11 protein-coding genes are annotated in these 14,414 nt (G+C 45.7%); 6 read left to right on the top strand and 5 right to left on the bottom strand.

From position 1 onward, the window contains the following. Positions 1-139 precede the first annotated feature (139 nt). Positions 140-2,407: an aconitate hydratase gene (locus tag L0U88_RS04180; protein ID WP_234864352.1), complete on the bottom strand. Its 2,268-nt coding sequence runs from the start codon at positions 2,405-2,407 to the stop codon at positions 140-142. A gap of 125 nt (positions 2,408-2,532) precedes the next feature. On the opposite strand from L0U88_RS04180, the gene L0U88_RS04175 reads away from it, so the two are divergent. After that, a complete protein-coding gene (locus L0U88_RS04175; protein WP_234864351.1) occupies positions 2,533-2,754 on the top strand; it encodes a PspC family transcriptional regulator in 222 nt (73 codons plus the stop codon). Here L0U88_RS04175 and L0U88_RS04170 read toward each other — a convergent pair. From L0U88_RS04170 to ggt, 3 genes are all read right to left on the bottom strand, one after another. Next, positions 2,745-3,377: a porin family protein gene (locus L0U88_RS04170; RefSeq protein ID WP_234864350.1), complete on the bottom strand. Its 633-nt coding sequence runs from the start codon at positions 3,375-3,377 to the stop codon at positions 2,745-2,747. The two genes, L0U88_RS04175 and L0U88_RS04170, sit on opposite strands and share 10 nt — an antisense overlap. Positions 3,378-3,486: 109 nt before the next feature. Next, a complete protein-coding gene (locus tag L0U88_RS04165) occupies positions 3,487-4,020 on the bottom strand; it encodes a DUF1572 family protein (RefSeq protein WP_234864349.1) in 534 nt (177 codons plus the stop codon). A 21-nt stretch (positions 4,021-4,041) separates the two neighbouring features. After that, positions 4,042-5,751 (bottom strand): gamma-glutamyltransferase, encoded by a 1,710-nt coding sequence (ggt, locus tag L0U88_RS04160; protein WP_234864348.1) that lies wholly within the window; start codon positions 5,749-5,751, stop codon positions 4,042-4,044. 108 nt (positions 5,752-5,859) lie between these two features. On the opposite strand from ggt, the gene L0U88_RS04155 reads away from it, so the two are divergent. The 5 genes from L0U88_RS04155 to L0U88_RS04135 all read left to right on the top strand — a co-directional run bounded on the left by L0U88_RS04155 (position 5,860) and on the right by L0U88_RS04135 (position 13,396). Beyond that, a complete protein-coding gene (locus tag L0U88_RS04155; protein ID WP_234864347.1) occupies positions 5,860-8,367 on the top strand; it encodes a M14 metallopeptidase family protein in 2,508 nt (835 codons plus the stop codon). Positions 8,368-8,414: 47 nt separating this feature from the next. Continuing rightward, entirely contained in the window at positions 8,415-10,922 is a 2,508-nt protein-coding gene (locus tag L0U88_RS04150) for a PIG-L family deacetylase (protein WP_234864346.1), read from the top strand. A 1-nt stretch (position 10,923) separates the two neighbouring features. Then, entirely contained in the window at positions 10,924-11,085 is a 162-nt protein-coding gene (locus L0U88_RS04145) for a hypothetical protein (protein WP_234864345.1), read from the top strand. Positions 11,086-11,260: 175 nt separating this feature from the next. Then, the gene (locus L0U88_RS04140; protein ID WP_234864344.1) at positions 11,261-12,958 is read left to right on the top strand and encodes a sodium:solute symporter family protein; all 1,698 of its coding nucleotides are present in this window, start codon (positions 11,261-11,263) and stop codon (positions 12,956-12,958) included. A gap of 12 nt (positions 12,959-12,970) precedes the next feature. After that, positions 12,971-13,396 carry a hypothetical protein gene (locus tag L0U88_RS04135; RefSeq protein ID WP_234864343.1) on the top strand — a complete coding sequence of 142 codons (426 nt, stop codon included), beginning with the start codon at positions 12,971-12,973 and terminating at the stop codon, positions 13,394-13,396. 129 nt (positions 13,397-13,525) lie between these two features. Here L0U88_RS04135 and L0U88_RS04130 read toward each other — a convergent pair whose 3' ends face one another. Next, the gene (locus L0U88_RS04130; protein WP_234864342.1) at positions 13,526-14,359 is read right to left on the bottom strand and encodes a DUF2911 domain-containing protein; all 834 of its coding nucleotides are present in this window, start codon (positions 14,357-14,359) and stop codon (positions 13,526-13,528) included. Positions 14,360-14,414 lie beyond the last annotated feature (55 nt).

Genomic DNA, 14,414 nt, shown 5'->3' with positions numbered 1-14,414 from the left:
TGGATAAAGTTAAACATTCTGTTGATATGTAGATATACCAAGCAAAAAAACGCGGGTTTTTACTAAGATTCCATGGTTTGTGGGTAAAAAAAGAGGCTATCACGTTGATGTGTAGCCTCTTTTACGGTATTCAAGTTGATTAACCTGCGAATTGCTGGCGGATGATATTCAGGGCCGCTCCAGCTTTGAACCATTCAATCTGTTGTTCATTGTAGCTATGGTTGGCCAGAATAGTATCCTTACTTCCATCAGCGTGGTGTAATACCAGCTCAAGGGCTTGTCCAGGGGTGAAGCTGGTCAGTCCATTGATGTCAATGGTATCATCTTCGAGGATTTTTTCATAATCGTTTTTGTCAGCAAAAGTCAGCGCCAGCATACCCTGCTTTTTCAGGTTGGTTTCGTGTATGCGGGCGAAACTCTTCACCAGTACGGCACGAACGCCCAGGTGGCGGGGTTCCATCGCAGCATGTTCACGACTGGAACCTTCACCATAGTTTTCATCGCCAACTACGATAGAGCCGATACCAGCTGCTTTGTAAGCACGCTGTGTGGCAGGAACCGGACCGTATGCTCCGGTCAACTGATTTTTAACGGAATCCGTTTTTTCATTGAAGAAGTTAACGGCGCCTATCAGCAAGTTGTTAGATATATTATCCAGGTGACCGCGGAATTTTAACCAGGGACCTGCCATAGAAATATGGTCAGTTGTACACTTGCCTTTTGCCTTGATAAGCAGTTTCAATCCTTTGAGATCAGTTCCTTCCCAGGCAGGGAATGGATCCAGGAGCTGCAGTCGCTTGGACGCTGGATCTACTTTTACCTGAACCGCACTGCCGTCAACAGCAGGAGCCTGGTAACCGGCATCTTCAACAGCGAATCCTTTAGGAGGTAATTCATTTCCGCTGGGGGGATCCAGTTTCACCTGTTCACCTTTTTCGTTGGTCAAAGTGTCGGTGAGCGGGTTGAAGGTAAGATCACCAGCAATCGCCAGCGCTGTTACCAGCTCTGGAGAAGCGACGAACGCATAGGTATTCGGGTTGCCATCCGCCCGCTTCGCGAAATTGCGGTTGAAAGAGTGAACGATGGTGTTCTTTTCCTGCTTTTCCGCACCCATACGATCCCACATACCAATACAGGGACCACAGGCATTTGCGAAAACCTTCGCTCCGATCTGATCGAATGTACTCAGGAAACCATCGCGTTCGATGGTGTAGCGAACCTGCTCAGATCCAGGAGTGATGGTGAATTCTGCTTTGGTTTTCAAACCCTTTTCAGCAACCTGGCGGGCGAGGCTCACAGCGCGACTAATATCTTCATAAGAAGAGTTCGTACAGGAGCCGATCAGACCTACTTCAACTTTTGTTGGCCATCCGTTTTTGGCTGCTTCTTCCTTCATTTTGGAAATAGGCGTAGCCAGATCGGGAGTGAACGGTCCGTTTAAATGAGGTTCCAGTTCGCTCAGGTTGATTTCGATCACCTGATCGAAATATTGCTCAGGGTTCGCATATACTTCAGGGTCAGCTGTGAGGTGTTCGCGAATACCATCAGCAAGGGCGGCAACTTCTGCACGACCAGTAGACTTCAGGTAGCGGCTCATGCTTTCGTCGTAACCGAAAGTGGAAGTGGTTGCACCAATTTCCGCACCCATGTTACAAATGGTGCCTTTTCCCGTACAGCTCATGCTGGTGGCTCCTTCGCCGAAATATTCAACTACTGCTCCGGTTCCACCTTTTACGGTCAGGATACCGGCCACTTTCAGGATTACATCCTTGGGGGCAGTCCAGCCGTTGAGTTTTCCGGTCAGTTTGATACCAATCAATTTGGGCATTTTCAATTCCCAGGCAAGGCCACTCATTACGTCACAGGCATCTGCACCGCCTACACCAATCGCGATCATACCAAGACCACCAGCATTAACGGTGTGGGAATCGGTTCCGATCATCATACCGCCGGGGAAGGCATAGTTTTCAAGCACCACCTGGTGAATGATACCAGCACCGGGTTTCCAGAATCCGATACCGTATTTATTGGAAACGGAAGCGAGGAAGTCGTAAACTTCACTGCTTTCATTTACGGCACGGGCAAGGTCGGTTTTGGAATCGTCCTTGGCTACAATCAGGTGATCACAGTGAACTGTGGAGGGAACAGCCACTTTGTTCCGACCGGCCTGCATAAACTGCAAAAGTGCCATCTGGGCGGTAGCGTCCTGCATGGCAACCCTGTCGGGAGCAAAATCTACATAACTTTTTCCTCTTTCATATGCCTGGGTGGCATCTCCCTGCCAGAGGTGGGCGTACAATATTTTTTCGGTGAGGGTTAGCGGGCGACCAACAACCTGGCGGGCTTTAGCAACCCGATCCGGAAACTGGGCGTACACTTTTTTAATCATCTCGAGGTCAAAAACCATAACGATTGTATGTTTGAAGTTTGCTATTTCAGTAAATTTTCCGAAACATCGCGAAATTACCGATAAAAGCGATTTGTTTTTAACCTTTACTCATTGTATTTGTTAGAATTTACTAATTTGGTGATATGAAAAACTTCAAACACTTTATTGAATGGCATGTGTTTGGCGTTTGCTCCTATATGGGAGAAAAAATGGGCATCGCCCCTGCCACCATCCGAAAGTACTTTATGTATATTTCTCTGCTCACTATGGGCTCGCCGATTATTTTTTATACGATCGCTGCCTTTTGGATGAACATAAAACAATATATCTACGACCGGAAAAGGAACCCCCTTCGTTATTTCTGATTCCCTCTCTTGTTGAAATGGTAGGATAGGCCGATGCCAAATTGTGCCATCCTTACTATTGGAAGGCTATCGCCATTGGTAATGCTGGTTAGCCCATAGGTGTATGAAGCATCCAGGCTAAGTCCATTCTTAAAGCGATAACCGAAATGAGCCAGCGCATCCACATTAACGCGGTTGTATTGTGTCATGGCAAATCTGAGCGGGGAGACCTGGTTGCCTGATTTTTGAGAACCTGCAATCGCTGCCCCAATCGATGGCCCTATCTGGGCAAAAAATCCCCTGTTGGTTTTTGAAAAGTCATATTGAAGCAGGACTGGTATTTCAATGTAATGAAGCCGGAATTGCTGTGCCGGTTCCTGTTTGTCAGCTCCTAACTCATAGCCATGGAGGCTGTATTGGATGCGGGGGGTAAAATACAATTGCTTATCAAATTCAACTCTTATACCTGTTCCCACGGTGAAGCCATTCAGGTGATTGGTGGTAGCATTTTTCATGGTTGCTTTATCAATAATCTGGGCAGAACTGGTATGCCATCCGGCACGAACCTGCCAGGTAACGGGCTGTGCATAAGCAATTACAGAAAGGGTCAATAATGTGACCAGGGGCACGATGCGAATAACCATAAAATAGAGTGTTTAAAGGGTATTTTATGGTTTCTCTCCGGAACTGGAAGGAATTAAACAGGATTGGACTGGACAAAATAAACCGGAATTTTCAGCATTTGCAAGCCTTTCAGGATTTTCCTGCCATTTTTTCGTTGAAAGATGCGGTGCCTCCCCTGGGAATGGAAAGGGATTGCCAATTAGTCTGGCGATACAATTTGCCCAGGTAAACGATTTGTCCCACATGGGAGGCATGGTGTGCCAATTGCCGGTTGATTGCATCCAGTGCAGAATGCGGTTCAGTTCGGATGGTGACAGTTTTTACCAGATCATCCGGCTCCAACTGGTCGAGTGTGTTGAAAAGGCAGTTCCAGCCTTCTTCCCAAAGTTGGAGAAGCTCATTTTTGCTGAGATGTTGGCCGGGGTTGAATTCTTCTTCCCGCTGGCGCCAGGGTTTTTCACCGTCTTCGGTCAGAAAATTGGTGAAGCGGCTGAGCAGGTTGCCGTGCATATGTTTTACAATGATGGCAATGCTGTTGGAATCTGCTGCAGGGATGCGGTTAAGCTCTTCTTCGCTTAATTGGGTAAACGTATTATCGCCAAGCTTTTTGTAAGCTCGGAATTGCTTTTTGGTGCTGTCGAGGTATAGTTGTCCGAGGTTCATTTTGTTGGAAATTGATAAAGGTTAGTAAGCGAGTGCGGCGTCATCGCCTCTATTATCCCCAATGGCTTCAATGCTGCCATCTTCTTTTACAAGGATCAACTCGGTTCTGCCGATGGGACCTCTCTTTTTTATGGTATAACCGATGGCTTCGAGTTGTTTTATTAAGTTTTCCGGGAAGCCTGGTTCTGTGTAGATCACATCCGGTAGCCATTGCATATGGAATTTGGGCGCGTTTACCGTGGTTGTAGCATCCAATTTGAATTCCAATGCGTTCATGAGTGTTTGATAAACGGAGGTGGTGATAGTTGTTCCTCCAGGGGTTCCGGTAATGATGTAGGGTTTGCCATTTTTCAGCACAATAGTGGGTGTCATTGAACTCAGCATCCGCTTTCCAGGTACGATGGCATTCGCTTCGCCTCCAACTGCCCCATACATATTGGGTACACCAGGTTTTACGCTGAAATCATCCATTTCATTATTGAGCAGGAAGCCTGCACCGCCTACAACCGTATGGGATCCATAATTGCCGTTCAGCGTAGTGGTAACTGCAACGGCATTACCTTCACTATCGTACACACTCAGATGCGTGGTTTCTTCCGATTCTTTGAATGAGGCCGGAAGTGTGCCTTCTATAATCTCTCTACTGTTGCCCGCTTTACCGGGTTGGTATAACTGAAGTCTTTGCTGGATATATTCCTGGCTCAGGAGTTGTTGAATAGGTACTTTGTAATAATCCGGGTCGCCCAGGTATTTGGCGCGATCGGCATAAGCAAGGCGTTCAATTTCAGTCATAAGTTGTACAGCTTCGAGAGAATGAAAGCCATAGCTGGCGATGGGATAGGTTTCCGTCATTTTCATCATCATGGGAAGGAGCACCCCCCCACTGCTGGGCAGCGGCATGGTAAGTACCTGGTATTCCTTGTACCTGAACAGGCTGGGTGTGCGTTCAATTGCACGATAGTTGCGCAGGTCTTTTTTGGAGATAATGCCTTTGCCCCGTTGCATTTCAGCAGTGATTAAGCTGGCTGTTTTCCCTTTGTAAAACCCGTTTCTGCCTTTCTCACGGATACGGATAAGCGTAGCGGCGAGGTCGGGTTGAAAGAGTGTGTCGCCTGCTTTCCAGGGCTGGTTTTTGGTAAATGGGTGGGGACGGGTATTGGTTTTTTGAAAATCTTGTTGGTCTCCGTTCAGGCTTCGAGCTTCAGCTTCGGTTATGACGAAACCGTTTTGCGCCAGTTCTATAGCAGGTTGAACGAGGTCTTTGAACGGTAGTTTACCGTATCGATGCGACTGCCATAAACCAGCAACGGTTCCGGGCACGCCGGCAGCGAGATGCCCGTGCTGGCTTTTTTCGAGATTGGGGCTTCCATCCGGATTGAGGTACATATCACGATGGGCTTTTCCTGGGGCTTTTTCGCGATAGTCCAGTGTGATTTGTTGGCCATTGGCTAACTGGGCTACCAGAAACCCTCCACCACCCAGGTTGCCCGCTCCCGGATATACGACAGCCAGTGCCAGTTGGGTGGCGATGGCGGCGTCCATGGCGTTTCCTCCTTTTTGAAGAATGACGAGTCCTACCTGTGTGGCCAATGGATGCGCTGAAACCACGGCCCCGTTTCTACCGGTAGCCTTTTTATTGCTGGAATAAGAGTAGGGGGTGAGGTTGGTTTGTGCGCTTGCTGCAAAGGTGATCAGTAGTACCAGCAGCACACCAGTTATTCGGGTCTTCATCACCCGAAATTAGGAAAACTTCCCTTCACCCAACTGATGGCACCGGTCGGGTGAAGGGAAGTTTTCCTTAGCTTCGGAACTTTGTTCAGCAACTTGAATAACATATATATGAGAAGACTAATTTGTTTGGCGGGAGTCCTTCTGGTGGTTTCTGGAACCCATGCACAGCTAAAATCACCGGAAGCATTTTTAGGATATAAGGTAGGTACACACTACACTCCCCATTACCGGATCGTACAGTATTTTCAGCACCTCGCCAAGGAAGCTCCCCAGCAACTGAAACTGGAGCAGTACGGAGAAACCAATGAAGGTCGTCCTCTTTTACTGGCTACCATTGCCAGCGCTCAAAACATGTCCAATATCGAAGCCATACGAACAAACAATCTTCGGCTCGTCAATGCCGCCCGTGATAAAGCAGCACCAAATGAAAATGCTCCTGCTATTGTGTGGCTGAGCTATAATGTGCATGGAAATGAAACCTCTTCATCTGAGGCGGCCATGTTGACCGCCTATGAATTGGTTAATCCATCCAATACAAGATCACAACAATGGCTGCAGAATACAGTGGTATTGATTGATCCCTGTTTGAATCCAGACGGACGTGATCGCTATGTAAACTGGTATACAACTGTAATCGGACAAACGATCAATCCGGAGCCAATCGCAAGAGAACATCGCGAACCCTGGCCTGGAGGAAGAAGTAATCATTATAATTTTGATCTGAACCGCGACTGGGCCTGGCAAACCCAGAAGGAAAGCCAGCATCGGTTAAAAGTATACAATACCTGGTTGCCACAGGTGCATGTTGATTTTCATGAACAGGGATTCAATGAACCCTACTATTTCGCGCCTGCTGCAGAACCATTTCATGAAGTGATAACGCCCTGGCAGCGGGAATTTCAGACCATGATCGGTAAGAATCATGCCCGGTATTTTGATAAAGAAGGATGGTTGTATTTTACCAAAGAGCGCTTCGATCTTTTTTATCCTTCTTACGGTGATACCTACCCGACTTATCATGGTGCTATCGGTATGACTTATGAGCAGGGTGGGATCCGGGCCGGATTGGGAATCATCAATGAAGATGGTGATACGCTGACCCTGGTTGATCGCGTTCAGCACCATTATACAACCGGTATCAGTACGGTTGAAATCACTTCCCGGCATGCAGCACGTGTTGTGAAAGAATTCAGGAATTACTTTACCAATGTTTTGGCCAAACCGGCAGGTGAGTTCAAATCCTGGGTAATTAAAAATGATGGGACGGATCGCGTAAGCCGACTCACCTCTTTGCTTGATAAAAACCTGGTTGACTGGAGTTATGCATCCAGTGCCAGTTATTCCGGTCTCAATTATTTTACCGGAAAATCAGAAAGTTTCAAAGCAGAACCGGGAGATATTGTGATCAACCTGAATCAGCCAAAAGGAAATTTCGTCAAAGTATTGTTTGAGCGTAACTCAGCCATCACCGATTCGGCTACCTATGATATTACCGCATGGTCCATGCCCTATGTGTATGGATTAAAAGCATATGGTGTAGCAAATCTTATTACTGCCACCACTAAAACTCCTCCCGCCCTTCAGGATATTGCACTTGATCCTAACGCATATGCATATGCGATTAAATGGGATGGTTTAAATAGTGCTAAATTTCTCGCTGCTGCGCTGAAGAAAAGTTTGAAAGTCCGTTTTGCGCAACAGCCTTTCCAGTCGGGCAATCAGAGTTTTGAAAAAGGAAGCCTGCTGGTAACCAAAGCTGCCAATTCAGGAAAAGATCTCCTTAAAGAAGTACAGCAAATCGCTGCTGTAACCAAATCGCAGGTTTATTCCATTCCATCCGGTTTTGTGGATAAGGGATATGATTTTGGTTCCAGTAATGTTCGAATCATTAATGCTCCAAAAGTGGCACTGTTGGCTGGAGAGAATATTTCTTCTCTGGGCTTTGGTGAACTGTGGCATTTCTTCGATACACAATTGAAGTATCCCGTTACTGTCATGAGCGCCAATGATTTTATCCGGGAGGGTATGAATACTTATGATGTGCTGATACTGGCTGATGGCAGTTATGATTTCTTCAATAAAAAGGAAATCAACGAAGACCTGAAAGCATGGGTTCGCAGGGGGGGCAAGATCATTGCACTAGAAAATGCAGTTGCGCAGATGGCCAGGGCTGACTGGGGGATCAAAATGAAAGATGGAGAGGATAAAAAATCAGAGGGAAAATCAGACTATTCAGTATTGAAAAAATTTGAAAACAGGGAGCGCGACTGGTTGAAAAACAGCATGCCAGGATCCATTTTCCGTCTCGAACTGGATAATTCACATCCACTGGGATTTGGTTACCCTGATTATTATTACAGCCTTAAGCAGGATGGTAACTTGTACGAATTCTTTAAAGAAGAGGGATGGAATGTGGGTGTGATTAAACGCGATAATTATATCAGCGGATTTGCAGGAAGTGATATTCGTCCCAAATTAAATGACGCGCTGCTGATTGGTGCCCAGGATATGGGTAGGGGACAGGTAATCTATTTTGCTGACAACCCGATCTTCCGAAGCTTTTGGGAAAACGGTAAGCTGCTGCTTTGTAACGCATTATTTTTAACAGGACAATAAGAGTTTCATCCGCCTTGGCGGATGAACTTTTGTATTTTACAAAAACAATGAGCAAATATTTACGTGCCTTTGTTTTCGGGGCATTATTACCAATCAGTCTGCTGGCTCAACAACCGGTAAGCAAATCTTCTGCCGATATTTTACAGGGATTGCAAAAGTTAAAAGTGCTGGGATCTGTATTATATGTTGCTGCACACCCCGATGATGAAAATACCAGGCTGCTGGCTTACCTGGCAAATGAAAAAAAATACCGCACCGGTTATTTGTCGTTGACCCGCGGGGATGGAGGACAGAACCTGATCGGAGATGAACAGGGCGTATCACTTGGGTTGATACGCACCCAGGAATTGCTTGCCGCCCGAAGAATAGATGGAGCAGAACAATTTTTCACGCGTGCTTTTGATTTTGGATTCAGTAAATCCACAGACGAAGCATTGCGCATCTGGAATAAGGAAAAAATTTTGGCGGATGTTGTTTTTGTGATCAGGCGTTTTAAACCAGATGTCATCATCACGCGTTTTCCTCCTGATAGCCGGGCTGGGCATGGGCATCATTCCGCCTCAGCCGCACTCGCTATTGAAGCATTTAAGGCGGCTGGTGATCCAAATCGATTTCCTGAACAGTTTGTGATGACGGAACCCTGGAAACCCAAACGGATTTTGTGGAATACCTACAATTTCGGTTCTATTAATACACAGCTGGAAGATCAGTATAAAATTGATGTTGGTATTTTTAATCCATTGCTGGGTAAAGGATATGGGGAAATATCAGCGGAAAGCAGAAGTCAACATAAAAGCCAGGGTTTTGGTGTGCCCGCACAACGGGGTCACCAATATGAATATTTTTCACATACAGATGGCGATCCGCTCAGCAAGGACCTCTTTGATGGTGTAACCGCAGACTGGTCAAGAGTGAATGAAAACCAACTCAATGCTTCAATTGATTCGCTAATTCAGCAATTCAATCCAATTAATCCGGCTGCCTCCGTGCCTTCCCTGGTGCGCCTGTATAACAGAATTGAGTTGGCTGTTCGGGATTATTACTGGAAGGCCAAGAAGAAAGCAGAAATTCAACAACTGATCAATGCCTGCCTGGGCTTTTATGTGGAAGCCGTAGCCAATCAACAGGTTGCAGTAACAGGTGATTCTCTGCAAATAAGTTTCAATGTCATAAATGCCAGTAATGTTCCTGTTAAAGACCTGAGCCTTGAACTGGAAGATACCAGTTTCCAATTTGCGCCAGTGGCTGCAGGCAATGAGTACCTGAGCAAAAAGATTTCGCGTCGGATTGTCGAAGACTTTAATAAAACGCAACCGTACTGGTTACGGGAGCAAATGGATTCCGGAAGTTTTACAGTGAAAACCCCCAGTTTGATAGGCAATCCTGAACTCCAGTGGGATGAGATTGAATTGCGGTATAAAGTAGAGAATACGGAGTTTCGCCAGCGCATCCCCCTTCAATATAAATTCACCGATCCGGTGAAGGGCGAAATCTATCAGCCGGTTATGGTAGTTTCTCCAGTTGTATTGGGCCTGCAACCCGGCGTAGTGCTGCAAAATCTTGTTCCCAAAAATCCTCAATACCTGCAGTTGATTTATAAAAGTTATCAGCAACGAGATACGGTAAAGGGTAGATTACTGTTTGATCTTATGGAAGGGGAGAAGAATACGCAAAAAAGTCTTTCCTATACTTTACCACTTCCTAAAAACACCATGCAGTTGGTTACTTTGCCATTGGATACGTTGTTTAAGGGAAAAGTTCCAGATCGTATTTACCCTTGGGTGGAAATTCCGGAGACCAACAGACGGGTACGATACAACAATGGTCTGAAAATGATTCAATACGATCATATTCCCAACATGCATTATTTCCTGCCAACCAGTGTAACGGTGGTGAAAGAAGAGATTCGGGTGGCAGGCAAAACGGTTGGTTATATTCCTGGTTCCGGGGATGCGATTCCGGAAGCATTAAAACAGATGGGATATTCCGTTGTGGTATTGGATGAGGCAACACTTGGTTCTTATGATCTTAAAAAGCTGGATGCCATCATTACCGGCGTACGGGCGTACAACGTGATGGAGTCTCTCGGTAACCATTACACGAAATTGATGGCTTATGTGGAAGGAGGGGGGAATCTAATCGTTCAATACAATACTTCCAACCAACTCGGAACAGTTAAGTCAAAAATCGGTCCGTATCCGTTTTCGATAGTACGCAATCGTATTACGGATGAAAATGCACCAGTTACCTTCATCAATCCAACTCACCCCGTACTTAATTTTCCTAATAAAATTACTCAGGCTGATTTTGAAGGATGGAAGCAGGAACGAAGCATTTATCATGCGGCGAATTTTGATTCCCGATTTGAAACCATTCTTTCCATGAGTGATCCGGATGAGAAGCCGGATGATGGTAGCCTGATCATTGCGAAATACGGTAAAGGCTATTTCACCTATACGGGTTTGGTTTTCTTCCGGCAACTGCCTGCAGGTGTGCCAGGATCTTACCGGCTGTTGGCGAATCTTATTGGGTTGAATCAGAAAAAGCAATTCTAACATGGCAACGAATAACAACAGCAGAAGAGATATCGGAATTGCACTGGCGATCGGCATTGGGTTGATCATCGGCATCTTTATCAAACGGGTTCATATCGGCTTATTAATCGGATTAGGCATCGGTTTGCTGAGCGCCGGCCTGATTTCCGGTCGAAAAAAATAATTCTATTTCGCTCTGGCGGGTGTCTTCCGCCAGAGCGGAGTGAAAAATAGAAATATACCATGCAAGAACAGGAAAAAATCCCCGTATTCAAAAGCTGGAAAGCCTGGTACATTTTTGTGCTGGTCCTGCTGGTGCTGCAGATAATTGCCTTTCACTTATTTACCCGTTATTTTTCATGAGTGTATTAGACTGGATCATATTGGCGGTTGTGCTTTGCGGTATCATCTTTTATGGATTATACCGCAGTGCCAGCAGCAAAAACCTGGATGGTTATTTTCTTGGCAACCGCTCCCTGCCCTGGTATCTCGTGTTGTTAAGTATCATGGGCACGCAGGCAAGTGCTGTAACTTTTATTTCCGCACCCGGACAAGCATTCGATGATGGTATGCGGTTCGTGCAATATTATTTTGGACTGCCCATTGCCATGGTGGTGATTTCCATCTTCTTTGTGCCCATCTTTCACCGACTCAAAGTGTATACCGCTTATGAATACCTGGAGCAGCGGTTCGACAAAAAAACGAGAACATTTACCTCGATATTGTTCCTCCTGAGTCGGGGTTTATCAACCGGTATCAGCATTTACGCGCCCTCCATCATTCTCTCTTCCTTATTGGGCTGGAATATTTACCTGACCAATATTTTCATGGGCGGACTTCTGATTATCTACACTGTTACCGGAGGTGCAAAAGCAGTAGCCTACACCCAGCAATTGCAACTGATTATTATTTTCTCCGGCATGTTTATCGCGGCTTATATGATGATGCATCTGTTGCCAGAAGGCATCGGATTTATTGACGCGCTGAAAGTGAGTGGGCAAATGGGCAAATTAAATGTGATTACCAGCGGCCAAACGGAAAACGGCTTTAACTGGTCAGACCGGTACAATATATGGAGTGGAATCATCGGCGGCTTTTTTCTTTCACTATCCTATTTTGGAACGGATCAAAGCCAGGTGGGGCGTTATCTCACAGCAAAAAGCCTTACCGAAAGTCGTATTGGCTTACTTATGAACGGCATCGTAAAAGTGCCCATGCAGTTTGCGATTCTGCTGATCGGAGCCCTTCTCTTTACGTTTTATCAGTTTAACCAGGGCCCCGTTTTTTTCAATAAAGCCGTATCTGCCAATGTGGTAGACGCTACTGCCAGGGAGGAACTTGCAAGCATCGAAACTGCTTTTGAAGAGAAATCAGCAAAACAATCCAGCCTGGTAAGCCAATACATTAAGGAACCTGAGAATACGGTTATAGCTGAACAGATTAAAGCTAATCAACAGGAATTGCAGGAATATCGTAAAGAATATAAATCCACACTAAAAAAGGCGGCACCACTGGCCGACGTGAATGATACGAATTATGTATTCCTTCGATTCGTGGTGGACCATCTGCCGGAAGGCATTGTAGGCTTGTTAATTGCAGTGATCTTTCTTGCTTCCTGGGGCAGTATTGCCGCTGCCTTGAATTCCCTGGCATCCAGTACTGTTTGTGATATTCATAAACAATACTCCAAAACCGAATTCACGCCCATTGGGGAGTATAAAATGTCGAAATGGTATACACTTGGATGGGGGTTGTTTTGTATTGGAACCGCCCAATTCGCAAATAATATGGGTAGTCTGATTGAAGCAGTAAATGTATTGGGTTCGTTGTTTTACGGAGTAATCCTGGGTATTTTCCTGGTTGCTTTTTTCTTCAAATGGGTGGGTGGTACCGCCACTTTCTGGAGTGCAGTAATAACTGAGGCCATTGTAGTATTGATCTTCTGGAAAGGGAAAATGGCCTTTCTCTGGTTGAACCTTGTAGGAGCAGTGGTATTAATTCTGCTTGCTATACTGATCCATGCAACGATCAGAAATAAAAAGCAGTCAATGCCTTAAAGCAGCGACTGCATGAGACATTTATACCTTTTGCCACTTTTGGCTACAGTGGTCATACTGACTGCCTGTGGAAAAGAAAACCTCGGCTCCGGCCGGGAATTGGTGGGTAGCTGGGTAGATGTCAATCATACTGCTGATACCCTCGTGTTTTTTAAGAAGGGTGGAATAGTTGTTTTGCTGGACAACTCACTCACTTATAGAACGATCCGGCAAAATTCCGACAACTTCGATCCGCTAACGAATCAATATGAAGTACGAATGGGTGGTGGGGAGTTATTTACACGCCCGTTAAATATGCGGGAATCAGGACTAGAAAATTTTTTCCGTGGAAAATTTGAATGGGTGGATGGAAAACAATCCTTTGCCGTAGAACCCAACGGATTCCGGCCTTTCCTGAGTTGTACCGGCTGTCCCCAGCGGTTCCGTAAAATTGATTAATCCTGGACGGTTAATAAACACTTGAAACGTGAGACGTGAGATGTGAGATGTGAAATGTGAGACGTGAGACGTGAGACGTGAAAAAAGAAAGACCCGCAATTGCGGGTCTTTCTTTTTGTTGGACAATCTTTATTTCAAAGAGGCCAGTAGTTTTTGGTTGAGAACTACGTAGTCATCGTTTTTGGCATCTTTAGCCAGTTCCATGGATTTGTTTGCCGCAGCAATTGCTTCTGCTTTTTTGCCCAGTTTGGCCAGGCAATTAGCACGCTGGTGATGTACCCAGAAAGCTTTCGGATTTTGCTCAGTTGCTTTGGTAAGCCATGTAAGCGCTTTGTTCATGTCCTTTCCATTCTCCATATAGTACATGGCCGCCTGGAAGTAAGGGAATTTATCACCCTTCTCCAGTTCCTGGATCTGTGCCATTACCTTTCCATCAATATTCGCCTTGATGGGAACTGTTACAACAGTTCTGTCCCATACGATATCCATATTCATGGAAGTAGGCTGAATATTATCAAAACCAATCATAAAGGTTTCAAGACTGAAAGGCAGTGACTCGGGACGAACAGTTATACGAACTACATCCTGGTCTTGCTTATAAGCAGCCGGACTTGTAACATCCAGTTGCCTGGTGAGAATTACTACCCACTCACTTGCACCGGGAATAGTAAGCAATCCATATTTGCCGGCTGGAACAGGTTTGCCACCGAATTCCACATCATCACCAAAAGTAATGGTGGTTGCGGCGTTGGCTCCGGTACGCCAAACTTTACCGTATGGAACCAAATCTCCAAAGATGGCACGATTCCGCATGGCGGGCCGGGAATAAGACAATTCAACATTCGATAAGGCAAATTCCTGCTTTATGTAGGCAGCCGGACTCGGTTGGGGTGTCTTGAGCTGTGCCTGTGCTCCCTGGAGGATACAAAACGCTACAGACAGCGTAAGAATGATTTTTTTCATGATGAGCTGATTTTGAATGACAAATATAACGGGCAACGAAACTAATTGTTTAAGA

The sequence above is a fragment of the Flavihumibacter fluminis genome, from assembly GCF_021491375.1.
GTDB classification, from domain to species: domain Bacteria; phylum Bacteroidota; class Bacteroidia; order Chitinophagales; family Chitinophagaceae; genus Flavihumibacter; species Flavihumibacter fluminis.
This window is presented reverse-complemented; position numbering and strand designations above follow the sequence as displayed.

Bases quoted from the DNA above. Each gene is read 5' to 3' on its own strand.
- L0U88_RS04165 (WP_234864349.1), bottom strand. From the start codon at position 4,020: ATGAACCTCGGACAACTATACCTCGACAGCACCAAAAAGCAATTCCGA.
- L0U88_RS04155 (WP_234864347.1), top strand. From the start codon at position 5,860: ATGAGAAGACTAATTTGTTTGGCGGGAGTCCTTCTGGTGGTTTCTGGA.
- L0U88_RS04130 (WP_234864342.1), bottom strand. From the start codon at position 14,359: ATGAAAAAAATCATTCTTACGCTGTCTGTAGCGTTTTGTATCCTCCAG.
- L0U88_RS04180 (WP_234864352.1), bottom strand. From the start codon at position 2,407: ATGGTTTTTGACCTCGAGATGATTAAAAAAGTGTACGCCCAGTTTCCG.
- L0U88_RS04135 (WP_234864343.1), top strand. From the start codon at position 12,971: ATGAGACATTTATACCTTTTGCCACTTTTGGCTACAGTGGTCATACTG.
- L0U88_RS04150 (WP_234864346.1), top strand. From the start codon at position 8,415: ATGAGCAAATATTTACGTGCCTTTGTTTTCGGGGCATTATTACCAATC.
- L0U88_RS04175 (WP_234864351.1), top strand. From the start codon at position 2,533: ATGAAAAACTTCAAACACTTTATTGAATGGCATGTGTTTGGCGTTTGC.
- L0U88_RS04170 (WP_234864350.1), bottom strand. From the start codon at position 3,377: ATGGTTATTCGCATCGTGCCCCTGGTCACATTATTGACCCTTTCTGTA.
- ggt (WP_234864348.1), bottom strand. From the start codon at position 5,751: ATGAAGACCCGAATAACTGGTGTGCTGCTGGTACTACTGATCACCTTT.
- L0U88_RS04140 (WP_234864344.1), top strand. From the start codon at position 11,261: ATGAGTGTATTAGACTGGATCATATTGGCGGTTGTGCTTTGCGGTATC.
- L0U88_RS04145 (WP_234864345.1), top strand. From the start codon at position 10,924: ATGGCAACGAATAACAACAGCAGAAGAGATATCGGAATTGCACTGGCG.